The following is a 25,805-nucleotide window of genomic DNA, read 5'->3' on the forward strand; positions in this document are numbered from 1 at the left end:
AAGCGGTACAGGAAGTGCGGGATCGACTTTTCGCTGATGGTGAGGCCGTCGGCGATGAAGATAAAGTCGAATTTGCCTTGCTCGGCCAACTGCGCCTGCTCCAGATAACGAGGCCAGTTGATGCTCGCGTCCGACGGAATGTCGGGATGCCTCCACGCCGACATGCTCGATCCTACACCATGCAGCACGGCGCCCAGCTTCAGTTGTCTGTTTTTTCCCATATTCGAATCCCCCTCGAGTTTAAAATTGATAATTCCAGTCTGTGAAGTCAGATTAATAGTTAATATAAGGGTTGAACGCGGATTTGCGTAATAGAAAAATCAAATCGGCGCATTCAATAAATCGATTCGAGGCGCCGAGCGAGGATACGGAGACAAAGAAGCCGCCCCGCAAATCCGTATGGATTGCGTGACGGCTTCTTCATTATGCGTGCGGTGCGGGAGGAGCGCTCTAACGTTCCTGAGTAGGAACGCTTGCGGTCGCGTTGGCCTAAATGCGCCCGATTGTTCTTGAATAGGAACGATTGAGATCCGCGGTTAATCCAGCACGATCAACTGTTCCTGAGCAGGAATGTTTGTGCTCCGTGGTGACTCAAGCGCAACCAAGTGTTCCTGAACAGCAGCACTTGCGATCCGCACGGGCTTCTCACTGCATGCTGTTATGGATCCGCTGCATGAACTCCTCCGCGGCGCTGTAGCCGAGCTGCTTGAGGTACCAGTTGTTCGCGGCGGCCTCGATGAGGCCGGCGACGTCGCGTCCGGGTTGCAGCTGGATCTCGATGTACGGGATCTGCACGCCCAGGTATTCGGAGAACTTCGGTTCGAGCTCCAGCGCGTTGCTGAGCTCGCCGTCCCGCCAGGTCGCGAGCTCGATGTCGAGCACGATGCGGGTCTCGTCCTGGAACGCCCGGCGGCCGTACTGCCGCACGACGTTGATCAGACCGACGCTGCGCAGCGCGAGGAACTCTCGCGTCGTCTCGTTGTGCGAGGCGAGCAGCAGCGACGGACCGAGCTTCTTGAGGACGACGACGTCGTCCGCCACGAGCCGGTGGCCCCTGCGGATGAGCGTGTGCGCCGTCTCGCTTTTGCCGATGCCGGACTTGCCCCGCAGCAGCACGCCGATGCCCGACACGTTCACGCAGACGCCGTGGATCGATTGCTCGGGCGCGAGCGCCTTGACCAGATAGCTGTCCAGCTTCGCGATGAACTCGGTCGTCGGCTCGCCCGTCCGCAGCAGCGGGATGCCCTCCTCGTCGCAGAACTTTTTCAGATAAGGAAGCTCCTGCTGACCCGCGGTCACGATGAAGCATGGCGGGTGATACTTGACGATGTTGCCGATATGAAGCAAGCGCTCTTCGACGCTAAGCTGCAGCAAATACGTAATCTCCTTGCGGCCGAGCACCTGTACGCGCTCCATCGGGAAAAACTCGAAGTAGCCGACGAACTCCAGGCCCGGACGATGCGCACGCGAGCGAGTGATCTCCCGGTCCAGGCGGCCGGCGCCGGCCAGCACCTCCAGCTTGAATTGATCCGCGAGACTCTGTACGGTGATGGACTTCACGCGGCAACCTCCTTTGAATGCGTCGTATATCATACTCTACCCGATGTATTCCCCGGCGGGAAGGGTTATTCCTGCGAAAGGCGGCAGAACGATAGGCATGAATATCGAAATTGAACATTTATTCGCTATTCCACTTTCGTCCGTAACCCGACAATAATATGAAAGGGTGTTGCAATTCGGTTACATGCAGTAAAAATGTACTGAAATGAGGAGTGTTTTGAGAGTCTACCAACTAAACTCAGACAATCAAGACCAACTATTTTACGATAATATGGAGCATAATTACCCCATTTACTTTGCAAATCAGTTTAATGGCGTGCCTGTTGAACGTTGGGGAGAATTGAAGTTCCACTCCACTAAAGGTCTAGATCTAGACATGATCGCTTTATCAGCCGGAACGCTGGCGCTCAGTAAGAAAGCCATAATGGCGACTCAGGATTTACTTGCTGATCAAGTCGAGACTCTTCCGCTCGAACATGACTCTCTGGAACTATTCGCTATCAATGTTTTAAATGTTGTTCCGGCACTGGATAGGAGCCGATCCGAGATCAGATTATGGCCGGATGGAGGGATAAGAATGATAACTCGGTACGCCTTTTCACAAGAAATGATCAAGGATTGTGCGATTTTTAAAGTCCCTGAATTTATATCGACTTACATCTTCGTTACCGAAGCTTTCCGCGAACGCGTTCTCCAGCACAACCTAACCGGCTTCCGCTTCATTGAGCTGTGGGACTCGGAAGCTAATCCAGCAGCCAAAGAGATGCAGCGCCAGCGTTACTTGGAGCGGCTCGCCGAGATCGAACGGACCAAGGGACCGGAATATAGCTTCGCCGAGGTCACAGAACGAATGCGTAAGGAAAACAAGGCTGCCATCAGCGGAAAGCAGAAACTCCAGTTGGACGAGAACGATTCCTTATTAATTGGAGACCTGCTGGAAGATACGCTGACTTACGCATGGATGGATCCTATTTATATCCCGCCGATATTTCTGGGTATGAAGTGGCATCTGGTAGAGAAAGAGCCTGAATTAAAGCTTGGCAGGCAGAAGTAAATGTTATAACCCGTTACGGGTTTCGTAACGGGTTTACCGATTCCTGCAAACCCCCCTACGCCCCCAACGAACGCCCCGCAGGGCGGGAACCGCCCCGGCGATACCAGAGCATCACGGGGAGCAGCAGCAGGGCCAGCGCGCCGCCCGCGAGCGAGAGTGCGGCGAAGCTCGACAGGGCGACGACCGCGCCGGACAGGGCGCCGCCGGCAGCGCCGGCGAGCGAGATGAGCACGTCGACGGTGCCCTGCGTCTTGGCGCGCGTGCCGAGAGTCGTCGCGTCGACGATGACGGCGGTGCCGCTGATGAGGCCGAAGTTCCAGCCGAGGCCGAGCAGCACCAGGCCGAAAATCATCCAGGCCGACGAATCGCCCGGCGCGAATGCGGTGACGAGCGCGGCGCAGAGCAGCGTCACCGCTCCGGCGCAGGACATCGCGATGCGCCCGACCTTGTCGACGAGCACGCCGGTCACGAGCGAGGGAAGGAACATCGCGGCGATATGCGCGCCGATCGTCAGTCCCACCATGTCGAGGCTGTGGCCGTGGTGCTTCATATGGAGCGGCGTCATCGTCATAACGGCGGTCATGACGATCTGGGTGATCAGCATAACCGCCGCGCCGACGACGATGCCCCGGCTGCCAGCGCGCTCGGCGGCGGCATCGGCAGCTCCGCTGCCCTCGGCCGCTGCGGGCGCCTCCGCGGCGCTCGCCCTGGCGACGAGGAACGGATCCGGCCGCAGCAGGATCGCGAACACGATGCCCGCGAGCGCGAACGCCGCCGCAGCCAGCATGAACGGCCCGGCCAGCGCCGGTATGCCCCAGTCGGACGCGAGCCTGCCCATCGGCGAGACCAGGTTCGGCCCGGCCACGGCGCCGAACGTCGTCGTGACCATCGCGATGCTGACCGCGCGGGCCCGCTGATGCGGCGCGGCCAGGTCCGTGCCGGCGTAGCGCGCCTGCAGGGTGGTGGAGGTGCCCGCGCCGTACACCAGCATCGCCAGCAGCAGCAGCGGCAGGCTGTCCCAGGCCGCCGCCGCGACGACGCCCAGCGCGCCGACCGCACCGGCGAGGAAGCCAGCCGTCAGCCCGGCCCGCCGGCCCAGCCGCTGGGTGAGGCGGCCGACCGCGAAGGCCGACAGCGCCGAGCCCAGCGTGAACAGCGTCGTCGACAGCCCGGCGAGGCCGTCCGAGCCCGTCATGTCCTGCGCCAGCAAGGCGCCGACGGTGATGCCCGACGCGAGCCCCGCGCCGCCGAACAGCTGCGCGATCACGACGATGACGAGCGTCCGCTTGTGGATGGCGCGCCGCTGCGCCTGCGTGTATGTATGCATTCGAACCTCCGATGGTGAGTCGTCTTTTTCTTTGCGACCATTGCGCTTTGTGTAAACGCGAATAGACGTATATGAAATGATACTATGAATCGGTGCCGGGCGTCAGGCGAATTTTGCACGAAAAAAAGTTCGCCCGCCTCGGCTAGCTTCGGCAGACGAACCTTCGTATGTTCTTGACGCGCAGAACCTTGGCGTGCCGGGTCATAAGGCGCTTGTCGCTGACGATCCAGGTGTGATCCCGCGACCCCGGCCTGCGCATGGCGATGAAGTCGCAGGGGCTTCCCGCATAAATCCTGTAGCCGCTCGCCCTCGCATCGCTGCAAAACCTCACGCACTCCCCGCGATTCAGGTCGCGGAAGGAGACACGATCCAGCACCTGCCGCCGGACGAGCAGCGTCGCGCCCTGAACCTGGTCGACGTACCGGTTCGCCCTGTCGTAGTACCGGTGCAGGAGCAGCTTGCTGCCGGTCAGATACATATAGTGCGCACGCTTGCCGACGATGTCGGCGCCGGTCGCGCGCAATATCCGCACACTCTCCGACAAGTACCCCGGTCCGTAATAATCGTCGTCGTCGAACTTCGCGACGAGCGGGTGCCGCGCCAGTCGGGCGCCGACGTTCAGGCAGCGGCCGAGCGACGCGCTCGCCGGCATCGCGAAGACGCGTACGCTGCCGTACCGCGCAGCGGCCCTCGCGTACGTGTCCGGCTGCTGATCCGCTCCGTTCAGGATTACGATCAGCTCCTTAGCCGGATAGCGCTGCCTGCCGTAGTTGCGCAGCAGCGTCTCCATATAAGCGGGCCGATTGGTGCAGGCCACGATGGACACCGCGAGCCGGTCTGCTGCCCCGCTCCTGCTCTCCCCACGCGACATTACCGGCCGCTCCGCGGTTTTCTGCGCACGTAGCGTTTGTAGTCGGCCACGTTCGGGATCGTCCGATTGTGCGCGAGCAGCTCCCGGTCCCCGATGATCCATGTGTGATTCGCCGAATTCTTCCTGCGGACGGCGACGAAGTTGAATCGGCCTCCCGAATAGACCCTGTAGCCCTGCCGCCTGCTGAGATCGCAGAACAGATCGTCCTCGCCGACGCTGCGGTCGGGGAAGCGGACCCGCTCGAACACGCGCTTGCGGAAGACGAGCGTGGCGCCCGGCAGCCTGCCGACGGGCTTGTTCTCGTCGCGGCCGAAACGAAGGATCAGCTTCCTCGCCCCTCGCAGGTACATATAGTGCGCGCGTTTGCCGACGACGTCGGCTTGGAAGGCGCGCAGCGCCCGCAGACTGTCGGTCAGATAGTAGGGCGCGTAATAATCGTCGTCGTCGAACTTGGCGATGCGGCCGTAGCGCGCCTTGCCGACGGCGAAGTTGAGGCAGGCGCCGAGCGAACGATGCCCCGGCATGCGATAGATGCTCACGTTGCGATGCTTGCCCGCCATCCGCCGGTATGGCGCGAGCGGAATGCGGTCGTTGTTGACGACGACGATCAGCTCCTTTTCCGCATGCGTTTGCCGAGCGTAGTTACGGAACAGGTTGTCCAGGTAATCGCGGCGTTTCGTGCAGGCAATCACGGTTACCCCCTGTCGTTCATGCAAGTTCAAAGAGCCGGTTGCCACGCTGATCGCTCCCTTGTCCGCGAAGATCGAGATATCGTTATAATTTATGAGAGCGGACGACCGACGCAACGGCTGAATCGAAAATACAGCATACGCACAGAACGGCGCCCGCGATTCGGCCGCGCCCCTCGGGAAATTCGTCCGATTGTTTACGGTTTTCTATCGCTTTAGCATTTTCCACATCGAAAAAACCCTTGCCAGGACTGGTGTTAAGCGCTTTCTACGTGGCGGGACCCGGAAAATATCAACCTCCGTCAAAACGCTGAATTTACGAGCTGGGGAATCGTCTCGTAGGATGGGGATTGCAAGGCTGCCTCACAAACCGATCTTGGGGAGGAAAGAAAATGGTCATGAAACGGATAAGCGGCGGCGTCGTTCTGGCGCTGACGGTCGCAACGCTTGCGGCCTGCGGAGGCAACAATGAAAACGGAGGGGCGTCGGGTTCCCCCGCGGCAAGTTCGCCGGCTGCGGGCGCTTCGGCAAGCAGCGCGGCAAGCGCATCCGCCGACTATGGAGATACGGGCGGGCTCAAGCTGCCGCTCGTCGACAAGCCGACGACGATCAATTGGATGCTGGTCGGCGATTCGCCGGTGAACGACAAGATGATCGTCAAGGAGATCGAGAAGCGCACGGGCATCACCGTTAATTTTCAGACCTACGCATCCTCTACCTACCAAGACAAGCTGAAGGTGACCGTCGCCTCCGGCAAGCTGCCCGATATCTTCCACGGACTGACGGCGGCCGAGCTCAAGAAGCTGGGCAAGCAGGGCGCGGTCGTCCCGATCAACGACTATGCCGACATGCTGCCGAACTTCAAGAAGCTGTATATGGAGGAGAACGACTGGGTCGTCAAATCCTACGGCGACGAGAGCGGCAAGATGTACACCTGGCCGATCTACGATATGAACCGGGCGGTTAACCATGGCTTCCTGTACCGCAAGGATATTTTCGAGAAAAACGGCATTCCGGAGTGGACCGATACGGAGGGCTTCTACCAGGCGCTGAAAAAGCTGAAGGAAATCTACCCGGATTCGTACCCGTACGCATCCAAGAGCACCGTCAATATCTTCAAGGACTTCGCGTACGGTTGGGGCATCGGCGGCGCGAACTATCCGGTCTACTACGACGAGGCGGCCAAGACGTGGAAGTTCGCCTCCACGCAGCCGGAGAGCAAGGAAATGCTGGACTTTATGAAAAAGCTGTATAACGAAAAGCTGCTCGACCCCGAATTCATCACCGATACGCAGGACTCCTGGACGTCCAAGATGACGTCGGGCAAATCGTTCGTCACCTTCGACTGGATCGGGCGTCTGGACCTCTTCTACAACCAGGTCAAGGATTCGAACCCCGAGTACGACCTGCGCTACGGCAATCCCGTCGGGCCGACCGGCCACGTCCGGTCGCTGCCGAAGATCGAAGCGGGGTGGTCGATCACGGTCGCGAACAACGCGAACAAGGAAGCGTCGCTCAAGCTGCTCGACTATTTGACCAGCCCGTCCGGCGCAGCGCTCATGACGCTCGGCGTAGAAGGCGAGACGTTCAACTTCGACGCGAACGGCAAGCCGGTGTATCCGGAGCTTGCGAACGAGCCGGCTGTCGACATCAAGGTGCTCGAGAACAAATACGGCATGTGGCTCGAAGGCGCGTATCTGCGGCCGGACCACCGGAGCGTGTACTTCAACTACACGGAGAAGGAGCAGGAGGCGCAGGACAAGATCACGAACGGGAACAAGTTCGAACCGCTGGACCCCGTCCTGAACTTCACCGACGACGAGACCGCGACGATCGCCGAGCTGCAGACTTCGCTGCAGAAGGCCGCAGAGGAGTTCAACACCCGCTACGTGCTCGACAAGAAATACGGCGACGCCGAGTGGGAAGCGTGGAAGACCAACGCCGACAAGCTTGGCGCGGCCAAGCTCGCCAAGATTTTTAACGAAGCGCAGCAGCGCTTCGACAGCGCCAAGTAACGCCGAATCAGGCTGCGTCACACCCGGCATCGCGGGGGACGGTGCGCGGGACGATCTTCCCGCGCCCGTCCTTCGCCGACAGGAGGGAACCTCATGCGAACGTTGCTCCGCAAAATCGCGCGCGACAGACAACTGCTCATCCTCTTTATTCCATGCATCGTCTTCTACGCTCTTTTCCGATATGGGCCGCTGTACGGCCTGATCATCGCCTTCAAGGATTACAGCGTGTACACGGGCATTCTGGACAGTCCCTGGGTCGGCTTCAAGCACTTCGAGCGTTTCTTTTCCGGACCGGACTTCTTCCTGCTGCTCCGCAACACGTTTTTGCTCGGCTTCTTCGCTCTCATATGCTCGTTCCCGTTCCCGATTCTGCTGGCGATTCTGCTGAACGAGGTTCGGGTCCGCTGGTTCAAGAAGTTCGTGCAGACGGCCAGCTACCTGCCGACCTTCCTGTCCGTCGTTATCATCAGCAGCATGATCATCGATTTTCTGTCCCCGAACAACGGCATCGTGAACAAGCTGCTGAACCAGCTGGGCTTCGAGTCCAAGTACTTCCTGATCGACCCGGCCTGGTTCCGCCCGATCTACGTGCTCTCGGACATCTGGGCCAATACGGGCTACGAAGCGATCATCTTCCTGGCGGCGATCGCCGGGATCAATCCGACGCTGTACGAAGCGGCGCGGGTGGACGGCGCGAGCCGGCTGCGCATGATGTGGCACGTCACGCTGCCGGGCCTACTGCCGACGATCCTCGTCGTGTTCATCCTGAAGACCGGATCGATGTTCCGCGTCGGCTACGAGAAGGTGCTGCTCCTGTACAATTCGATGACCTACGACGTCGCAGACGTCTTCTCGACGTTCGTGTACCGCAAGGGCCTGCTCGAGTCGAACTATAGCTACGGCGCGGCAGTAGGCCTGTTCGAGGCATTGGTCGCCATGGTCATGCTGCTCGGCGCGAATCTGATCAGCAAGCGGCTGGGAGGGAAGGGATTATGGTAGGACAACGCAGATTCACGGTGTTCGGTGTCGTCAACGCGCTGATCCTGATCGCCGTCGCGATCTCCACCCTGTACCCGCTTCTTTATATCACAGCCGTGTCGGTCAGCGATACCGCCAGCGTGACGAAGGGCGAGGTGTTCCTCTGGCCGCACGGCTTCAACCTGGAGGCGTACAAGGACGTTCTGTTCGATCCGAAAATTCCGAGAGCGTACCTGAACACGGTCTACTATACGTTTCTGGGTACGTTCATCAATCTGTTGTTCACGTCGGTGGCGGCCTATCCGCTGTCCCAGCCGCAGTTCGTCGGACGGAAGTTCTGGATGCTCGCGATCGTGCTGACGATGTTCCTGCAGCCGGGCATCATCCCGAACTTCCTGATCGTGCAGAAGCTTGGCCTGCTGGACTCCGTATGGGCGCTCGTCATCCCCAACGCGATCTGGACGTTCGAGCTGATCATCCTGAAGAGCTTCTATGAAAATATGTCGGCGCAAATTCGCGAAGCGGCGCTAATCGACGGAGCCTCGGAGTACCGCATCCTCTTCAACATCGTGCTGCCTCTCTCCAAGCCCGCGCTCGCGTCCGTCGGCCTGTTCTTTTTCATCGGCCACTGGAACAGCTTTTTTCTCCCGATGATCTATTTGAACGACCAGTGGAAATATCCGCTGCAGGTGGTGCTGAGAGGCATGCTGATCTTCCACGAAGGCAACTCGTCCTCGCTCGTCGACGCGTCCGCGCTGGCGCCGCAGGCGAAGAAAAACGCGACGATCATCCTCGCGATGATCCCGGTGCTGCTGATCTATCCGTTCGCGCAAAAGTACTTTGCCAAGGGCGTTATGCTGGGCGCGGAAAAGGGCTGATGGTAGAATAAGCGGATACACCTGTGACGCGAAGGATGATGACTATCATGAAGCGGATCGTGACGAACCTCGGCGTACTGCAAATCTTCTTTTCTCTGCTGCTCGTCATCGCGATTATGTTCGTATCCACTTATCTCATCTACCGCAACTCCATATCCGGTATTTACGACAAGGTCACGCAGAACAACACGCTCGTCTTCAAGTCGGTCGTCCAGTCGTTCGACGACAGCTTCCGGACGGTGGACAATATCATCCATTCGGTCCATAGCCTGCCGCCCTCGGACAATCTGATCTCGCCGGACGACGACAGCCTGGACATGACCAAGGTCTACACGCTGGTCAAAAACCTGTCCACGCTCATCTCTACGGTCGACTATATCGAGGAGGTCGTCGTCTTCTACGACGACGCGCGTCTCGCGATCACGTCCCAGGGGACGAGCGGCTTCGATCGGTTTTTCGACAGCAAGTATCGGCACGATACGTACAACGCGAGCTATTGGAAAACGTATGCAGCGACCAAGCACGCGTTTAAAATTTTTCCGGCGGACAGCTTCAAGGTGCTGGACATCAATCAGCAGCCGCGGTCCCGCAATTTGATGATCGCCTTCGGCGGCAACAAGCTCGCGACGTCCAGCAAAAACGTCATGATCATGATTGACGTGGCCGCGCTGCTCAAGCACGTGAACCAGCAGTCGGTCATTCCGGGCGCGTCGCTTATCCTGCTGGACCAGGACCGGAATATCATCTTCAGCACGGACAAGCAATGGGGACTCGTCGACGTGCTGAACGATGTCTACTTCAACGCGGACCAGGAGGCCTCGCTGACGCGCGAGAACTACGAATACAACTTCTACAAATCGGACTACAACGGATTTATTTATATCGACAAGGTGCCCTACCAGTTCCAGAACCTCAACCCGGTGACGCAGGCCAACGATTCGATCATGCTCACCGCGATCGTATGCGCCGTCGCGCTGTCCGTCTTCCTCAGCATCTACCTGAACCGGCCGGTCAAGCGGATCCTCCGGCTGCTCGGGGGCGGGCACAGCAAAGGCAACGACTTCCGGAAAATTTACAGCGGGATCGTCAAGCTGCAGGCGGACAACGAATTGTATCGGGATCAGCTGGCGTTTGCCGACAAGGAGCTGCGCAGGGGCGTGTTCCTGCAGGCGCTCGACGAGAGCGCGCATGCCAAGGCGCACGACATCCAGCTGCAAACCTACTATCCGGCTTTGTTCGGAGAGCACTGCTTCGTCATGGTGCTGTTCCAGGCGAGGCCGAGGCCGGATGCGGGAGAGGCGCCGCTGCCCGTCGAGACGATCGCAGACCGGCTGGAGGCGGGACTTCGGCGGGAAGGGGCGGAAGCCAGCGTCTTTCATGTGTCGCGCGCGGAATTTATCGCCGTCGTCGGCTTGTCGAAGCCCGATGAACGGGCGAGGCTGCTCAAGCGGCTGCGCGGATCCATCGCGGCGGCCGAGAAGGAAGCGCTGCTCGGCTACGACCTTTGGGCTTGCGTGAGCGAGGCGTATGCCTCGGAGATTAAAAATGCCAATCGCGGCTACCGCGACGTCATGAACGGCATGCTGTACCGCAACGTCGGAGACGCGGCGAGCGTGCTCGACGTCGAGGAGATCGAATATGTATGGAACGTCTACTTTCCGTTCGAGAAGCTCGAGAAGCTCTCGAATTACTTGCTGAACGGCAAGCTGCAGGAGAGCGTTCAAATCATCCGGGAGACGATGGGCGAGAATGCGGCGCGCAACGTCCACCGCCACCAGCTCGTTCATATCGCCAAGTCGATGCTCTTCTACATGCTCCGCTACGCCGGCAGTTCCGCGAATATGCGGGAGGAGCTGTACGCGATCGAGACCGAATTTTGCCGCCGCGCGGAGCAGACCTTCGACTATCGGGAGCTGGAGGAGGCGTTGGTCGCGGTAGCGGGCCGCCTGTCCGCTTATGGGCGAGCGGAGCCGAAGAACAAGCTGAACTCGGCCTTCATCTCGCAGTACATCGAGCTGCACTACATGGAAAATCTGTACCTGGACCAGATCGCGGCGGTCATGGAGACGACGCCCAAGTACTTTTCGAACTACTTCAAGAAGACGTTCGGCGTGAACTATGTCGAGTATCTGAACAAAGTGAGGCTGTCGCACGCGCGGGACCTGCTCCGAAGCACGAGCCTGTCGATCGCCGAGATCGGGGAGAAGACGGGATATTTGAACGCGTCGACGTTCACGACGACGTTCAAGAAGTATATGGGCGTGTCGCCGAGCGACTATCGCAAGCAGAACGATCAGCAGATCGTCTAGGCGTGAGGGCAATATGACGTGAGGGCAATAGAACAAGAACATAAAACGATCGGCGAATCGCCCAAGCGGGAGGGATATCTATGCGTGCCATTGTAACGCAGAGCGGGAACATCAAGGTGATCGAGCTTGAGCAGCCGGACCCGGCGCCGGGGCATGTGCTGGTCCGCACCGAGTACTCCGCGATCAGCCCGGGCACGGAGATGGGCTTCGTGGGCCGCGCCTCGGACGAGGCCGCGGCCATCGGCTACAGTGCCGTCGGCATCGTCGAAGCGCTCGGCGAGGGCGTGGCGGACCGCCGCGTCGGCGAGCGCGTGGCCTGCTACGGCGTGCCGTACGTGCGGCACGCGGAATGGCTGGCGGTGCCGACCAACCTGACGGCCGTCGTGCCGGACGGCGTGGCGCCGGAAGAGGCGGCCTTCGGTGGCCTGGGCGCCATCGCGGTCCACGCGCTGCGGGTCGCGGACCTGCGGTTCGGTGAATCCGCGGTCGTCGTGGGGCTGGGCATCCTGGGCAATCTCGTGGCCCAGATCGCCCATGCCGCCGCTTGCCGCGCGGTCGGCTACGATCTGAACGCCGAGCGCGCAGCCGGGCTGCGGCAGCTGGGAGGCGCGAGCGCGTACGCGGAGGCGGCCGCGCTGGAGGCGGCGCTGCCGGAGGCGACCGGCGGCGCGGGAGCGGACGCGGTGCTGCTGTGCGCCAGCGGGCCGGGCGAGCCGCTGATCAACAAGGCGCTCGAATGGGTCCGCGACCGGGGCAAAGTCGTCATCGTCGGCGATCTGACGATGAACTTCAGCCGCGGGCTCATGTTCGCCAAGGAAGCGCAGGTGCTCATCTCGCGCGCCGGCGGCCCCGGCCGGTACGACCCGTCGTACGAGCGGGACAACCGGGACTACCCGCTCGGCCATGTGCGATGGACCGAGGGACGGAATCTGGCGGCGTACATCCGCCTGCTGGCAGAGGGGCGAATCTCCGTGCGGCCGCTGATCACGGATGTCTACCCGCTCGAGCAGGCCGCCGAGGCATACGCGAACTACGCGAACAAGAGCGCGCGGACGATCGGGACGCTGATCCGGTACGGGTAGGGTTGGGGGAGCCCGTACAGGCACTGTTCCTTTGCGGATGGACACGGTACAATCATCTCATTCGAGACAGACAGGAGAATGACGATGCTCCCGTTCGTGCAGCTGGCGCAATTCCGCGATATCAGGCCTCATGTCCGCTTCGCCCACTTTACGGAGTACCCGATGAAGGTGCCTTCGCGTTATGTATTCGATCACGAAATCATTCTCGTCGAGCGCGGACGGGGCACCGTTTTTACGGAGATGGGCGCTTTTCCATACGGGGAGCGTTCGCTGCTGATGATTCCGCCGGGGGTCCTTCACTCGTTCAAGGACGATTCCGACGGGTCGCTCGGGCACGCGCATCGGGCGATTCATTTCGACTGGGAACCGCAAGCGGTAGACGGCCTCCTTCACATTGTCGGGGATCGGGAAGGGCCGATTTATCCGGAGGAGCTTCCGAGGGAAGCGGCCAGGCTGGCCTCGCTATGGCTGCCGAATATGGTGCGGATCGACGGGGCGAGCGAGGAGACCCTTGCGATTGTCGGGCAAGTCGTCGAAGCGTTCCGCCAAGACGGGCCGCTGCGGAAGCTGGAGCTGCAGGCCCTGTTTCTGCGGCTGCTGCTCGTCTTGTCACGGCAGCTTCAGGACGGGCACGTCGTCTGCACGCTGCTGACCGACCGGAAGACGGGCAGGCCGCGAGACCGATCGGATATTACGAAGTACATCTTGCGCATGCACGATGCCGTCGGACAAACCCCCGTTACCGATGACATTTTAAATCAGTGGCAGGAGACGGTGTTTTTCAGCGCGCCGCATTTTCACCGGTTATTTAAGGAGCAGGCAGGCTTCACGCTTCATGAATATTTCACCAAGCTTCGGATGGAGAAGGGGGCCATGCTGCTGCTAAGCACGGATCTCCTGATACAGGAAGTCGCATACGCTTGCGGCTATGAAGACAGCAGATATTTCAGCCGGCTTTTCCGCAAGCACGAAGGGGTCAGCCCGAATCAATACCGTCGCATTTTCCTCCATGGGGATTGACCGTCTCTCCTCGAATCCAATAACTGAAATGATTCATTTGTCCACCTAAAATGAAAGCTGCGGCCTCCTGCGTGCTTCCGTCCGGTTGATACAATCGGCATAAACAGACGACAAGGAGGCTGTTTGGCATGAAAAACGTGCCTTGTTTATGGCACCCATCGCCTTCCAGATCGCAAAATGTATACGTACTCTTCCAAACGGCGTTGGCGCTCGAGGAAAGCGACGATTGGCAGTTGAACGTGTTCGGCAGCAGCCTGTACCGCGTTTATGTAGACGGGGAGGAGATTGCGGAGGGGCCGGCGCGGTTTTCTCCCGAGCACCCGGAATACGACGTTCACACCGTGAGTCTGACGGCGGGACGACGCATTCTCTCGGTCATCGTGCACGATTACGGGGTGCATACGCGCATTCTGATGGGAGGCATCCATCCCTTTCTGCAGTGCCGGGCGACCGGGAAAAAAGGGCCGATTCGGCTGGCGTGGAGGTGCAAGGAGCTGGACGCCTTCGAGCCGATCGACCGGCGGGTCAACGGGCAGCTCGGCTGGATGGAAAGCTGCGACACCAGGCGGCTGCCGGATTTACGCTGCGCTTTCGACGGGGAGGGGTGGTCGGAGGCGCTCGAAATCGAGCATCCGCTCGGGGATGCCGCTTACCGTCCCGGCACGGTCGGCGCTTGCCTTCGTCTGCCGGTGGCGGCAGCCGAGATCGCGGGCGGCACGTATGCCGACCGATTCGGCTACGTGAACGACGATCCGCCGGTGCGATTCATGAGCCGGGACTTGCAGCCGCAATTGCCGGACGACGGCGTCTGGGCGCGGTTCGACCTCGGCAAGATCGGCTTGTACCGCCCATGCATCACGATCGATGTGCCGCAGGGGACGATCGTTGAAGCGGGCTACGCCGAATCGCTGACCGACGGGCGGGTATTCCCGGTCATCCCGCTGTCGGCCAGCACGTCCTGCCACGTCGACCGATGGATCGCCGCGGGCGGGCCGCAGCGGCTGCTCACGTTCGCGCCGCGCGGGTTCCGCTTTATCGAGGTCCATGTCGCCGCCGCCCCGCCCGACGTGAATTTGCTTCAAGCGGAAGGCTTGCAGCGCACTCGCTACGGCGAATCTGCCGGGACCTTCCATTGCAGCGACTCGCGGCTGAACGATATCTGGCGTCTGGGCGTAGATACGCTGCGCGCTTGCGCCGAGGACGCGCTGATCGATACGCCGACGAGAGAGCGGGGGCAATGGATCGGCGATGCCGCCGTCATCGGCATGGAGGTGCTTGGCGTCACCTTCGGTGATCTCGAGCTCGTTCACCGGGGGCTGCAGCAGGCATCCTACCGCCGCAGGCACGACGGATTGGCGGCGGGTCTCTGTCCGGGGCAGGAAGCTTATTTAACGACGTACGCACTTTATTGGATAGACGGTTGCTTTCGTTACGCCAGGCTGACCGGGGACGCCAGCCTGCTGGAAGAATGCTACGAGACGGCGGCACGCACGATCGATTACTTTTTCGCGCATATGACGCCGCGAGGCACGCTTCCTTCCGCAGACACCTGGGACTTCATCGACTGGGGACACGCCGTCGCGTCCGGCGAGATCAACGTCAGCCTGAATCTGACGCTGCTGAACACGCTGGGGCATATGGCGGCATGGGAGCAAGCGCGAGGATTGCACGACAAGGGGGAGAAGCGCAGGGAACAGCATGAAAAGATAGGCCGGATCGTGGCGGAGCACTATAGGTCGGCAGATGGGCTGCTGGCCAAATCGGTGCGGGCCGAGGCGCTTTCGTCGCCGGAAACGAGGGAGCCCGGATATCACGCTACCGTTCTCGGCTTGCTGTATGGCTTGTTCGACGAAGAGGCGAAGCCGCGCGCGGTCGCATTCATCAAGGCGCATATGCTGAGCTGCTTCCCGAACAATCCCGACGCGCCGCGGCTTGTGCACCCTTCGGCCAATCACGAGCGGCTCATCACCCCGAGCTTCTCCCACTTTTCCCTGCAGGCGTTGTGGGAGGCGGGGGAGGCAGACTTCGTACTGGAGCAGTACCGGACGTGCTGGGGGTGGATGCTGGACCAGGGCGTCACGACGCTGCTCGAGGTGTTCGATACCCGCTGGAGCCATTGCCATGCGTGGTCCGCTTCGCCGACCTGGCAGTTGTCGCGGTACGCGCTTGGTCTCATCCCGGAAGCGGGCGAAGACCCTTACCGTTACCGGCTGCGCTTTCAGCCGGGCACGCTGGCGTATGCCTCCGGCAGCGTGCCGCTGCTGGCGGAGAAGGGCATGGTCCATGTCGAATGGAAACGGACCGCGCCGGGAGCATGGGAATACGAGCTGCGCACGGATCGTCCGATTCGCGTGTCGCTCGAAGGGGCGCACGCAATCTCGCTTATGGCGCTGGACGGCAAAGAGACCGCGCCGAATACGCTGCTCGAGGTGCAGCAGCGCTTGGTGCTGAAGTATACCGACGTTAATGGACGATCATCTTGACTCGGTTGCGAAGGCAAAGTTACCAAGCTTGAACCCGCCTGCCTCATAATGGATTGAAGCCGTAATATCGCCAATGTATTGAGGCTCCGCAAGGCCGTCGATCGATAGACCGATCGAGGCCTTCAACTTGATACAGAGACATGCATAAATGGTTATGGACTAAACAGTCCATAATGGTGTATACTGCTGCTTAAGAGGTGATGCAGGATGGCCCGTCCGCGCAATTTCGATGAGGAAGACGTGCTAAGGAAGGCTATGGCGCTATTTTGGTCAAAAGGCTATGAATCCACCTCGCTGGCCGAATTGCTTCAAACGACGGGGCTTAGCAAGAGCAGCCTGTACGAAACGTTCGGAAGCAAGCGCGAGCTGTTTCTCCGGGCATTCCAGCTGTATAAAAAGGATCGTATGGACGGTTTGACCGAAGGCTTAAGTCACCCTGATGCTTACCTGGCGCTCACGAACGCATTTAAGACGGTGCTGGACGGCAAGGGAAGTCAGATGGGCTGCATGACCGCGAATGAAGCCATTGAGTTGGCTCCCCATGACCCCAAGCTGCAAGAGATGGTGGAGAGCGACTTTTACAATATCGAGGAGGTTTTCCGGCAGACCATCGAGCGAGGCAAAGAGAACGGTTCGCTCCGCGCCGGACTTGATGCTCGCAAAATCGCTCGCTTCCTTACGGTATCTCTGCAAGGCATTAACGTTATGATTCGAGCGCAAGCCAAGCGAGAGGTCTTGGAGGATTTCATATCCGTTGTGCTGGAAAAGCTGAACGAACGCGAATGAGGGTTCGTTTTCTTTTTCGCCATTATGGACCTTGTGGTCCGTAATTACGATGCTTATTATGGACCGATCGGTCCTTAATAATACAACCTTTAAAAGGAGAATGAACATGAACAAATCTTACGAAACGCTATTCGCATCCTTCCGTTTCCCTTCGGGCGTAACCGTCGACAATCGAGTGACGATGGCGCCGATGACCCTTATGGCATCCGCCGTTAACGGAGAAGTGACGGACGACGAACTGGCATATTACGAGCGCCGTTCCCGCGGAATCGGCACGCTGTTCACCTCCAGCGCGCTCGTGTCGCAATCCGGCAAGCTAGGGGAAAACCTATTCGCTATCGACAACGACGACTTGCTGCCGGGATTGACGAAATTGGCGTCCGTCATCCGGAAAAATGGAACCAAGGCGTTCATTCAACTTTTTCATGGTGGCCGGTTGAGCAATCCTGCCTTGCTCCCGGGCGGTCAAGCGCTTGGCGCCAGCGCAGTCGCGGCAGAGCGCGAGGGGGCGGCCGTACCCAAGGCCATGACGGAGGCGGAAATCGAATCTGTCATCGATGATTTCGCCCAGGCCGCCCGCAGAGCGATTGAAGCGGGCTTTGACGGGGTCGAGATTCATGGCGCCAACGGCTTTTTGCTTCAGCAATTTTTCTCGCCGCATTCCAACCGCAGGGAAGACAAGTGGGGCGGTACGTTGGAGAAGCGCATGAACTTCCCGCTCGAAGTGATTAGACGGGTGAAGGATACGGTTGTTAAGCACGCTTCATCGCCGTTCGCCGTCGGATATCGCTTGTCTCCCGAAGAGAATGAGAACCCGGGAATTACGATGGCCGATACGCTTCAATTTGTGGATGTGCTGGCGGAACAAGGCTTGGATTTTATACATGTATCCGTGGATCGCTTCTGGGCCGGTCCGAGGAGAGAGGAGAACAACGCGAAGTCGAGGGTCGTCATGATCCAGGAACGAGTGGGAGCGCGCGTGCCCGTTATCGGCGTCGGCGGCTTATGGACGCCGGAAGATGTCGTTCAAGCGCTCGGAACCGGCATTCCGTTAGTGGGGCTCGGCCATGCCATGCTGCTGAATCCGGATTGGATCGAAAAGGTTCGGTCCGGTCGCGAAGCGGATATCACGACGCTGCTCTCGCGCTCCTCGCAAAAGGAGCTGCAGATTCCGGATAAGATGTGGGGGATGATCACCAACGTCCCGGGGTGGTTTAACGTCGTGGATTAACGACATCTTACGGACGGGGAATTTCATTTTCTGGGCCAGCCGGCATAGCGCGCCTGGAGGTTAGTGGAGGTGCCCGCGCCGTACACCAGCATCCCGAGGAGCAGTAGCGGCAGACTGTCCCTGATCGCCGCGGAGACGACGCCAAGCGCGCGCCGATCGCGCCCGCCCACCGTCAATCGGCCTCGCTTACCGCGCAAAAGTGCACGATCGCCGTCCCCACCATTCCAACGCCTCGTCTACCGCGCAAAAGTGCACGATTTACTCCCGAAACACACCAGTTCTCTTCTGGAAAGCGAATCTACCGCGCACTTTTGCACGGTAGATCGCCTGAATTCGCCTTTTTGGCCATCGCCGTCAGGAAAGTTTCCCGATTTAATTCGTTGCAGTATTTCCTCCTCTCCATGTCCCTGACATGTGGACCGAATCCTTTGATCTCGATGACGAGTCTCACCGCCGGGTGGATCCAGACGAAGTCGCAGAAATACGACAGCCCGCGCCAATCCGTCACCTCATACTCAGGATGCAGCCCGTCGAAGCTGCCGCGAAGCTTCCACCATTCATTTTGACAAAACAGCCGCTCGGCCTCGCGGTGTCCGCGCTCCAGCCGTCCTCTGCGTTCACCGCTCCTCCGGGCCAAATGGGATTGGATAAATTCAGCATGCACCTGATCAAAGTTCATCTTCCTCGACCCCCTAAAAAATAAAAAACGCCCCGTCTGCATTCTCAAGGAATGCAGAGGGACGTGCTTCGTCTCGTAAGAAGAGTATACGTCAACCGGCAGATATCGTCCATACGCGAACGTAAAGCGTGATCGTAAAGCGTGATCGTAAAGCCCCAGTTATGTGAGGGCACCCCTGTCAGTGGTTCTGTCAGTGAATCGTCACTCGGCAGCAAAGGCAAAATTGCCGAGCTTGAACTTGCCCGCATCATAGCTGACCGAAGCCGTAATATTACCGACATATTGAGGCTCCGCAAAGCCGTCGATCCTTAGCCCGACCGCTGCCTGAAAGGTCAGCCCCTCATCCTCTGTCCGGAAATACACGATAGCGCCGTACCCCAACTCTTCCCCGATTGCATCGGCGCCGTGTTCGCGAACGAAAGCTTCCAGATCGACTTCGTACGTCCGGTCCCCGATCGCGATCTCGCCGAACCATTTCCCGTCCTTGTCGACCTTCTCGAACGAGAACGCGTCCCCGAGCTGCGCCAAGTAGTCTTCCTCCTGAAACACATGGTCGGCAAAAGGCCGCTCGCCCGATGCGCCCGTCGCTGTTCCCATCAGCTCTACGACATGCAGCTCGTCTATCAACAGTCCCGTCCCTGAGCCAAGCTCAAGCACGACCGCCAGCTCGTCGTCGCCGTCATGATCGTAGTCGCCAAGGCTAAGCGCCGGCATAACGCCCCGGACCGTCGAGTACGTCCAATTCATCGTCTGCCGCGCCTCTCCGACGGCGAGAACCGCGGTCTTTTCCGTCTCGGCATAAAGGTAAACGTCTTTTTCCGGTATGGAGGCGACTGGCTGCTCTCCCTCGCTTTTGCCTTTCGGCGAAGCGGAGACTTCCGGCGCGTTGCTCGCGTCCATGCCGCCGTTTGCCGAGGCGGAGGGTGAGGCTGCGCTATGCCGATCGTCCGTCGTTTCTCGCCCTGGCGCCTCCGCCGTCGAGCATGCGGCCAGTAGCATTAAGATCGCAACCGCACTGCCTAACCCTTTCCAACCCGCTTTGTAATCGAATCCAACCATCTTTTTCCCTCCTTGGTGCCTCACATATAGACGAACCGGAGCGGGGATGCGTTCAAACGCTTGCTATTCGCCGTCGATAATATCGCGATACTGATTCAAGATTTTACTCCAATCCGGGCTATCGGTGTCATGCGCGTTACATAGCTGCTGAAGCTTATCGCTAATGCCCGGGTTCACTACGTGATCGCGTTGTAAATGAATGTCCAAAGCAACCAGCAGGATTTTGGCCAGATCCAAGTCCCCCACCTGTTCCGAATCATAGTCCTCCGCAGGGAAGAATTTTTCCAGCATATTAAACGACGAACGAATGTCCTCTTTTGAATAGGTTAAATCGTATAGCGTCTCGAATTTATCGGCATACGCCGCGTTCTCAAGAGTTCTATAGAAAGCGGGATCGGCGTGCGGCATTCCGATGTAAAACGTATTTCCGCCCAAATCCGTCATCGTAAATCTTCGGTCCTCCGCCAGATGCTTTATTTTCGATATTCGCGGGATGCCGGAACGAGGGACTTTTCCGGTGCATCGTTTTAAGCCGGCAGTGAATGCCTCATGCACCCCCTCCAGATCGTCAACCTCGATATAGCAGATCTGAGGGTTTTCGTGCGGGGTTATTCGTTTGGTTCCATAGAAGTGCAATTCGAGCGAATCGTAACGGACAACGGCATACGGATTTGGCCGCGTATAAATCCGTACGGTTGTAAAGCCCAGACTCTCATAAAAGGAAACCTGATCCTTTATGGACGGACACGGTAAAATGGGCCTGATTTTAAACATGCTGGACACCTCTCTCTCAAAAATGAACCTTGCACATCCAGCGTATCAAATTCGTGCAAATGATAAGGTTTTCCGGAACTTATGGCGTGTTAAAATGACTGAAGCGCCTAAAGCCGTCATGTGCTTTAATTTGTAGGTTTAAACGAGGGGTTGTAATGAAAGGAAACGAGATCGCCAAAAAATTAAATATAAGTACGAGCTTATTGAGACATTACGAAGCTTGGGGACTCGTTCCCGATGTCGGGAGAGCGGCCAACGGCTATCGCATATATACAAAGGAGCATGAAGCGTATTTCCGATGTATCCGCGCGATGAATGCCGGTTTTGGAATGGGGTTGATTCGGGAAGTGATGCCGCGCATCATTCGCGGAGAGATACTGGATGCCTTATGGCTCATCAACAAGGCTCAGGTCCGTCTGCATAGCGAAAAAGAAACCGTGCAACGAACGGTCGATATGCTCGATTTGAAAGAGCTGAACGATCTGCCAAAGTACCGCAATATAAAGGCATTTACGATCGGCGAGGTCGCCGAAGAAGCGAACGTATCGACTTCCGCGATCCGGCATTGGGAGAAAGAGGGGCTGCTCGCGCCCGAGCGTCAACAAGAGAGCGGGTTCCGAATCTATAGCGCTTCGGATATTCGTAAAGTGCTGATCATCCGCACTGTTCAAAGAGTGGCGTATTCCTTGGATACCGTTCGCGAAGTGTTGTCGGAGCTGGATAAGCATAATGTGGCCCAGGCCAAGGAAATTGCGCTTAAGGCTCTTCAATATATCGACCGTGCGCTGGTAGAGCAAGTGAGAGGCGTCGCCAGTGTGCAGAATCTGCTGGACGTTGTTTCCTCATCATCCTATTCCAAATAGAATAGATAAGAGACGAGCTCGCTACAGGAGGGGATGCAGTGAAGCTGGAAAGACTTTTGTCCATCATCATCCTGCTGATGAATCGCCGGATGGTGCAAGCCAAGGAGCTCGCGGAGCGGTTCGAGGTGTCTATTCGGACGATATACCGGGATGTTGAAGCGATCCATGCGGCCGGCATCCCCGTCGTCACCTACCAGGGGACGAACGGCGGCATCGGGTTGACGGAAGGCTATCGTCTGGATCGCAACGTAATGACCAATGACGAGCTTGCCGCCATCGTCACCGCGCTTAGAAGCATCTCGACCTCGTACGGCAGCGAGCGGCATCTCAGGCTCATGGAGAAGATCAACAGCGTTGTTTCGCCCGACTACGCCGAGCAATTCAACCATAAAACAAGCAGCGTCCGGATCGATTACGCGCCTTGGGACGGCAACGAGCGGCTGCAGCCCAAATTGCAGCTGGTAAAGGAAGCGATAGATGACAGCCTAGTCTTGGGGCTGACCTATTCCAACGCAGAAGGCGAGCTGTCGCGCAGGCAGATCGAGCCGCATACGCTTATTCTCAAGGGAAGACATTGGTATGTTCAAGCCTACTGTCTCGAGAAGGAGCAGTTCAGGCTGTTCAAGTTGATGCGAATAAAGGACCTTGAGATCGCTCCGGGGCGGACCTTCATCCGCCGGACGCTTCCGGCGCAACCGTCAGGCACAGCCGGAAGCTCTAGTAACGAGCTGCCTCAAGTGCAGGAGATTGTCCTGTGCTTCGACGACGATGCCCGTCATCTGGCGGAGGAGTGGTTCGGCATCGAGGAACTCTCGCGGGCGGCGGACGGCAGATGGCAGGTGAAGAAGGCATACCCGGAAGACGAATGGCTGTACCGGTTCATTCTCGGCTTGGGTCATCGCGTAGAGGTGATGGCGCCTGCCCATCTGCGCGAGATCATCGCCGGCCGCGCAGCGCATATTGCACAAAAATATAAAAGCCGCACGCCAACCTGACAGAAAGCTGTCAGGTTGGTTTCTTTATAATGGGCGCATGCACATAAAGGAGAGTGATTGACGATGAATCAACAACCTGTTCGGATCGAAGAACGACCATCCTTCCTCTTGGCCGGGATCAGCACCGTCACGACAAACGAGGCGGAACTAAGCGGTGCAGGCAAAATAGGGAAGCTGTATGAACGGTTTTACGCGAATCGGATCGAAGCGCAACTGGGCGGGCATATTTTATCTCCGGGCCTCTACGGTTGCTACTTCAATTATGAGCAGGGCCACCTCGGAACGTATGAAGTCATGGTCGGCGTGCACGTGGGGGAGTCAATGCCTATTATACATATGGAGTCGGTTAAAACCTTTGTCGTACCTGCTGCCAAATACGCCGTGTTCGTCACGGAAAGAGGGACGGTCATCGAGGCGGTGCAGCGGACATGGGGAGAGATCTGGCAATGGTCGCAGCAGGCAGGCAACGAGCGGACATTTACGGGCGATTTTGAGTATTATGACCCTCAGGTCGATCCGAACGACGGACAGGCGGAGATTTATATCGCGATACGTTAAACGGCCGAAGCCAAAGGGAATGGCAAATCACTTTCGGCAGATCGCCCGTCGGGCAGAGCACGGCGCATCTAGCGTCGGCGCTCTGCCTCTTTATATGCCCGATAACCTATCCACGCCCGGTATCCTATGTTACACTTTTTCCCATCGTATACTTTCCGGTGGCTGTGCCATTCCGTATCCGAGGGAGGAGTCGCGGTGCTGCGCAATCGCAAAAGTGTTTTTTTGACGCTATGGCTCTCGTACATCGTCATTTTGATCATTCCGGTCTCTTTCTCCGCCGTCTTGTACACGCGGATGGAGACCCGGATGATCGAGAATGCGAGCCGTTCGAATCTGGCGATGCTGGAGCAGGTCCGGCAGGTGGCCGACAATCGGCTGATGGATATCGATCAGTTGATCGTGCAGGTCGCGACGCATCCCAAACTGCAGACGATGTGGACGATCGAAGAGAGCGGCAAGTATGTTCAGTACCAAGAGGCGGTGCAGGCGCTCAAAAACATTCGCAGCGGCACCGGCATCGTCGACGATTTCTTCATCCATTTGCGCGAGCAGGACGTCATTTTAACGCCATCTATGAAAACGGATACAAACCTGTACTTCAACAATCTGTACGCGTTCCCCGGGATGAGCATGAGCAGGATCCGTTCGGAGCTGCTGGGGGACTATCACTTCAAGACATTCTGGCCGGTCCAGCAGCTGAAGGTGGATGCGTCGACGGAGAACGTCATTCTCTGTGCGGTATCCCTGCCGCTGGGGGACGAGCAGCATATCTGGGGCACCTTGGTGATGATGATCGAGGATCGGCAGTTCTTCGATCTGCTGAAGCAGATCGAATGGGCGAACAGCGGCTCCATGTTTATATTGGACGAGAACGACAGGGTCATTCTGTCTACGTCTGGCAGCGGGCAGCTGCCGGAAGGATTCAAGGACGAATGGCTCCGGGAGGGCAACGGTTATAAGAAGGACGACGCGGACCTGATCTCGTTTACGACGGGAAAAAGCGGCTGGAAGTACATATCGATCGTGCCCGAAAAGGTCGTGCTGGCCCGGGTGAACGATATTAAAGTATGGGCCTTGGTGCTGCTGGGGCTTGCCGTAGGGGCGGGGACGTTGGCCGCTTATTGGATGGCGTATCGGAGCTACAGCCCGATCAAGGATATGATGTACGCCCTGATGAAGGGGAAAAACGCGGAGCGGCCCGCTCAGTTGAACGAATATGAATTCATCAAGACGTCGATCGCCCAGACGTTGGCGGATAGCGAGGAAGCCAAGGAGCAGCTGAACGCGTACATTCCCGTCGTACGCGCCCACTTTCTCTCCCGGCTGCTGAAGGGGCAGGCGGAGGCGGCTGCTTTGACGAAGGAGTCGCTGGCCTTTATGGGCATCCGTTTTCCTCATGAGGAGGTAAGGGTGATGCTCGTCGAACTGGACGAGAACGGCGAATTCACGCGCGAAGGCGGCGAATGGGACTGGGCGCTCGTGCGGTTTCTTTTTAACGTGAGCAGCGACTTTATCGGGGAGAGCGGCTACGCGGCCGAGATGGAGCTGAACCGGCTGGCGCTGCTGCTGAGCGTGCCGGAAAGCGGGGAGAACCTGGGCGAGCTGGTCGATAGTCTGAAAAGGGTCGTCGAAGAGCGATTCCATATGAACATCGCGATCGGGATCAGCTCGGTCCGTTCCGGCCTGCGGGAGGCGAGCCGTTGCTATACGGAAGCGGTAAACGCGCTGGACTACCGGATCATCCACGGGGCGGATTCGGTCATTTATTACGAGCAGATCGACAGGAGCGGACGGAGCTACTACGACTATCCGATGGAGATCGAATCCCAGCTCATCAACTATATGAAAAGCGGCGCCTGCGACGACGCCCTGCGGCTGCTCGACGAATTGTACGAGACGAACATGGGGAGCGGGGCGATCACGCCGGAGATGGGCAAGGCGCTCTTCTTCGATCTGCTCAGCACGATGCTGAAGGTCATTCACGCGCTGAAGCTCGGCGAAGAGCAGTTGCCGGCTGCCGTCAGCAATCCGGCCCGATTCGTCGCGGCAGGCAAATCCGCCGAGGATATGCTCAGCCGGCTCAAGTCGCTCTGCCGGGCCGTCTGCGACAGCGTGCTGGAGGCGAGGACGGATCAAAAGGACCGTCTCAATGAAAGCCTCAAGCAATACATCGTCGACAACAGCGGAAACAACGGGCTCAGCCTGACCTCGATCGCCGATCACTTCGGCATGACGCCGCAGTATATCTCCGGTTTTTTCAAAAAGCAGAACGGCGTGAACTTGACCGACTATATGACGGAGATCCGCATTCGGCAGGCGAAGCGTCTGCTCGCCGAGTCCGACCTGTCCGTCCTTCAGGTGGCCCGGCAAGTCGGGTACGCGACCGATATCGGCTTCATCCGGGTATTCAAAAAGCTGGAAGGCATCACCCCCGGAAAGTACCGGGAAACCGCGCAGCGAGCGGATTTTCCGAAGAACGGTTAGTTCACATGAAGATCGGTTGGTCACCCATATGAAGAGCGGTTGGGACTTCAGTCAACGGACTGTAGGCAGACCGCTCTTGTTCTAATTAGAGTGAAATGGCGGGGCTCGCA

At 58.5% G+C, this 25,805-nt stretch carries 21 protein-coding genes and 2 pseudogenes; 14 read left to right on the plus strand and 9 right to left on the minus strand.

Going from position 1 to position 25,805, the window contains the following annotated elements:
* Together KVT38_RS04275 and hprK are read right to left on the minus strand one after the other, a co-directional pair.
* Window positions 1–221, minus strand: a pseudogene (locus tag KVT38_RS04275) (LLM class flavin-dependent oxidoreductase); the annotation flags it as partial.
* Between the two features lie 424 nt (window positions 222–645).
* Window positions 646–1,560, minus strand: a complete 915-nt coding sequence (gene hprK, locus KVT38_RS04280; RefSeq protein ID WP_217592458.1) for an HPr(Ser) kinase/phosphatase — start codon at window positions 1,558–1,560, stop codon at window positions 646–648.
* 217 nt (window positions 1,561–1,777) lie between these two features.
* Here hprK and KVT38_RS04285 point away from each other — a divergent pair, with 217 nt between their 5' ends.
* A complete protein-coding gene (locus KVT38_RS04285) occupies window positions 1,778–2,614 on the plus strand; it encodes an imm11 family protein (RefSeq protein WP_217592459.1) in 837 nt (278 codons plus the stop codon).
* A gap of 55 nt (window positions 2,615–2,669) precedes the next feature.
* Here the strand turns inward: KVT38_RS04285 and KVT38_RS04290 are convergent, their stop codons facing one another.
* The 3 genes from KVT38_RS04290 to KVT38_RS04300 form a co-directional block, all read right to left on the minus strand.
* Window positions 2,670–3,941, minus strand: coding sequence for an MFS transporter (locus KVT38_RS04290; protein WP_254638982.1), 1,272 nt, complete (start codon window positions 3,939–3,941; stop codon window positions 2,670–2,672).
* Window positions 3,942–4,083: 142 nt separating this feature from the next.
* Window positions 4,084–4,812 carry a glycosyltransferase family 2 protein gene (locus KVT38_RS04295; RefSeq protein ID WP_217592460.1) on the minus strand — a complete coding sequence of 243 codons (729 nt, stop codon included), beginning with the start codon at window positions 4,810–4,812 and terminating at the stop codon, window positions 4,084–4,086.
* Window positions 4,812–5,504 (minus strand): glycosyltransferase family 2 protein, encoded by a 693-nt coding sequence (locus tag KVT38_RS04300; RefSeq protein WP_368859050.1) that lies wholly within the window; start codon window positions 5,502–5,504, stop codon window positions 4,812–4,814. Before KVT38_RS04300 ends, KVT38_RS04295 begins: the two co-directional genes overlap by 1 nt.
* A 389-nt stretch (window positions 5,505–5,893) precedes the next feature.
* On the opposite strand from KVT38_RS04300, the gene KVT38_RS04305 reads away from it, so the two are divergent.
* From KVT38_RS04305 to KVT38_RS04345, 9 genes are all read left to right on the plus strand, one after another.
* A complete protein-coding gene (locus KVT38_RS04305; protein ID WP_217592462.1) occupies window positions 5,894–7,516 on the plus strand; it encodes an extracellular solute-binding protein in 1,623 nt (540 codons plus the stop codon).
* 93 nt (window positions 7,517–7,609) lie between these two features.
* Window positions 7,610–8,515 carry an ABC transporter permease gene (locus tag KVT38_RS04310; RefSeq protein ID WP_217592463.1) on the plus strand — a complete coding sequence of 302 codons (906 nt, stop codon included), beginning with the start codon at window positions 7,610–7,612 and terminating at the stop codon, window positions 8,513–8,515.
* Window positions 8,509–9,372 (plus strand): carbohydrate ABC transporter permease, encoded by an 864-nt coding sequence (locus tag KVT38_RS04315; RefSeq protein ID WP_217592464.1) that lies wholly within the window; start codon window positions 8,509–8,511, stop codon window positions 9,370–9,372. The genes KVT38_RS04310 and KVT38_RS04315 overlap by 7 nt, the downstream gene beginning before the upstream one ends.
* A 47-nt stretch (window positions 9,373–9,419) precedes the next feature.
* Window positions 9,420–11,681 carry a helix-turn-helix domain-containing protein gene (locus KVT38_RS04320; RefSeq protein WP_217592465.1) on the plus strand — a complete coding sequence of 754 codons (2,262 nt, stop codon included), beginning with the start codon at window positions 9,420–9,422 and terminating at the stop codon, window positions 11,679–11,681.
* An 80-nt stretch (window positions 11,682–11,761) separates the two neighbouring features.
* Complete coding sequence (locus KVT38_RS04325) at window positions 11,762–12,763, plus strand: zinc-dependent alcohol dehydrogenase (RefSeq protein WP_217592466.1); 1,002 nt, start codon at window positions 11,762–11,764, stop codon at window positions 12,761–12,763.
* 84 nt (window positions 12,764–12,847) lie between these two features.
* Window positions 12,848–13,783 carry an AraC family transcriptional regulator gene (locus KVT38_RS04330; protein ID WP_217592467.1) on the plus strand — a complete coding sequence of 312 codons (936 nt, stop codon included), beginning with the start codon at window positions 12,848–12,850 and terminating at the stop codon, window positions 13,781–13,783.
* 128 nt (window positions 13,784–13,911) lie between these two features.
* The gene (locus tag KVT38_RS04335) at window positions 13,912–16,266 is read left to right on the plus strand and encodes an alpha-L-rhamnosidase-related protein (protein ID WP_217592468.1); all 2,355 of its coding nucleotides are present in this window, start codon (window positions 13,912–13,914) and stop codon (window positions 16,264–16,266) included.
* 207 nt (window positions 16,267–16,473) lie between these two features.
* The gene (locus KVT38_RS04340; RefSeq protein ID WP_217592469.1) at window positions 16,474–17,052 is read left to right on the plus strand and encodes a TetR/AcrR family transcriptional regulator; all 579 of its coding nucleotides are present in this window, start codon (window positions 16,474–16,476) and stop codon (window positions 17,050–17,052) included.
* Window positions 17,053–17,158: 106 nt separating this feature from the next.
* Window positions 17,159–18,283, plus strand: a complete 1,125-nt coding sequence (locus KVT38_RS04345; RefSeq protein WP_217592470.1) for an NADH-dependent flavin oxidoreductase — start codon at window positions 17,159–17,161, stop codon at window positions 18,281–18,283.
* Between the two features lie 38 nt (window positions 18,284–18,321).
* On the opposite strand, the pseudogene KVT38_RS34650 reads toward KVT38_RS04345, so the two are convergent.
* From KVT38_RS34650 to KVT38_RS04365, 4 genes and pseudogenes are all read right to left on the minus strand, one after another.
* A pseudogene (locus KVT38_RS34650) lies at window positions 18,322–18,432 on the minus strand (MFS transporter); the annotation flags it as partial.
* Between the two features lie 149 nt (window positions 18,433–18,581).
* Window positions 18,582–18,962 (minus strand): hypothetical protein, encoded by a 381-nt coding sequence (locus tag KVT38_RS04355; RefSeq protein ID WP_306795286.1) that lies wholly within the window; start codon window positions 18,960–18,962, stop codon window positions 18,582–18,584.
* A 201-nt stretch (window positions 18,963–19,163) separates the two neighbouring features.
* A complete protein-coding gene (locus tag KVT38_RS04360; RefSeq protein WP_217592472.1) occupies window positions 19,164–20,021 on the minus strand; it encodes a hypothetical protein in 858 nt (285 codons plus the stop codon).
* A gap of 63 nt (window positions 20,022–20,084) precedes the next feature.
* Window positions 20,085–20,795, minus strand: a complete 711-nt coding sequence (locus KVT38_RS04365; RefSeq protein ID WP_217592473.1) for a VOC family protein — start codon at window positions 20,793–20,795, stop codon at window positions 20,085–20,087.
* Window positions 20,796–20,950: 155 nt separating this feature from the next.
* On the opposite strand from KVT38_RS04365, the gene KVT38_RS04370 reads away from it, so the two are divergent.
* The 4 genes from KVT38_RS04370 (at window position 20,951) to KVT38_RS04385 (ending at window position 25,695) form a co-directional block, all read left to right on the plus strand.
* Window positions 20,951–21,658 carry a MerR family transcriptional regulator gene (locus KVT38_RS04370; protein WP_217592474.1) on the plus strand — a complete coding sequence of 236 codons (708 nt, stop codon included), beginning with the start codon at window positions 20,951–20,953 and terminating at the stop codon, window positions 21,656–21,658.
* A gap of 38 nt (window positions 21,659–21,696) precedes the next feature.
* Entirely contained in the window at window positions 21,697–22,653 is a 957-nt protein-coding gene (locus KVT38_RS04375; protein ID WP_217592475.1) for a helix-turn-helix transcriptional regulator, read from the plus strand.
* 63 nt (window positions 22,654–22,716) lie between these two features.
* The gene (locus KVT38_RS04380; RefSeq protein WP_217592476.1) at window positions 22,717–23,211 is read left to right on the plus strand and encodes a GyrI-like domain-containing protein; all 495 of its coding nucleotides are present in this window, start codon (window positions 22,717–22,719) and stop codon (window positions 23,209–23,211) included.
* 195 nt (window positions 23,212–23,406) lie between these two features.
* Window positions 23,407–25,695 (plus strand): helix-turn-helix domain-containing protein, encoded by a 2,289-nt coding sequence (locus tag KVT38_RS04385; protein WP_217592477.1) that lies wholly within the window; start codon window positions 23,407–23,409, stop codon window positions 25,693–25,695.
* The last annotated feature ends 110 nt before the right edge of the window (window positions 25,696–25,805 follow it).

It is taken from the genome of Cohnella sp. GbtcB17, from assembly GCF_019091135.1.
Classification (GTDB): domain Bacteria; phylum Bacillota; class Bacilli; order Paenibacillales; family Paenibacillaceae; genus Cohnella.

What these genes read in the sequence shown, in the direction of transcription:
- KVT38_RS04295 (WP_217592460.1), bottom strand. Translation starts at nt 4,812, where the DNA reads ATGTCGCGTGGGGAGAGCAGGAGCGGGGCAGCAGACCGGCTCGCGGTG.
- KVT38_RS04310 (WP_217592463.1), top strand. Translation starts at nt 7,610, where the DNA reads ATGCGAACGTTGCTCCGCAAAATCGCGCGCGACAGACAACTGCTCATC.
- KVT38_RS04335 (WP_217592468.1), top strand. Translation starts at nt 13,912, where the DNA reads ATGAAAAACGTGCCTTGTTTATGGCACCCATCGCCTTCCAGATCGCAA.
- KVT38_RS04290 (WP_254638982.1), bottom strand. Translation starts at nt 3,941, where the DNA reads ATGCATACATACACGCAGGCGCAGCGGCGCGCCATCCACAAGCGGACG.
- KVT38_RS04365 (WP_217592473.1), bottom strand. Translation starts at nt 20,795, where the DNA reads ATGTTTAAAATCAGGCCCATTTTACCGTGTCCGTCCATAAAGGATCAG.
- KVT38_RS04355 (WP_306795286.1), bottom strand. Translation starts at nt 18,962, where the DNA reads ATGAACTTTGATCAGGTGCATGCTGAATTTATCCAATCCCATTTGGCC.
- KVT38_RS04330 (WP_217592467.1), top strand. Translation starts at nt 12,848, where the DNA reads ATGCTCCCGTTCGTGCAGCTGGCGCAATTCCGCGATATCAGGCCTCAT.
- KVT38_RS04380 (WP_217592476.1), top strand. Translation starts at nt 22,717, where the DNA reads ATGAATCAACAACCTGTTCGGATCGAAGAACGACCATCCTTCCTCTTG.
- KVT38_RS04305 (WP_217592462.1), top strand. Translation starts at nt 5,894, where the DNA reads ATGGTCATGAAACGGATAAGCGGCGGCGTCGTTCTGGCGCTGACGGTC.
- KVT38_RS04325 (WP_217592466.1), top strand. Translation starts at nt 11,762, where the DNA reads ATGCGTGCCATTGTAACGCAGAGCGGGAACATCAAGGTGATCGAGCTT.
- KVT38_RS04370 (WP_217592474.1), top strand. Translation starts at nt 20,951, where the DNA reads ATGAAAGGAAACGAGATCGCCAAAAAATTAAATATAAGTACGAGCTTA.
- KVT38_RS04320 (WP_217592465.1), top strand. Translation starts at nt 9,420, where the DNA reads ATGAAGCGGATCGTGACGAACCTCGGCGTACTGCAAATCTTCTTTTCT.
- KVT38_RS04345 (WP_217592470.1), top strand. Translation starts at nt 17,159, where the DNA reads ATGAACAAATCTTACGAAACGCTATTCGCATCCTTCCGTTTCCCTTCG.
- KVT38_RS04360 (WP_217592472.1), bottom strand. Translation starts at nt 20,021, where the DNA reads ATGGTTGGATTCGATTACAAAGCGGGTTGGAAAGGGTTAGGCAGTGCG.
- KVT38_RS04340 (WP_217592469.1), top strand. Translation starts at nt 16,474, where the DNA reads ATGGCCCGTCCGCGCAATTTCGATGAGGAAGACGTGCTAAGGAAGGCT.
- KVT38_RS04315 (WP_217592464.1), top strand. Translation starts at nt 8,509, where the DNA reads ATGGTAGGACAACGCAGATTCACGGTGTTCGGTGTCGTCAACGCGCTG.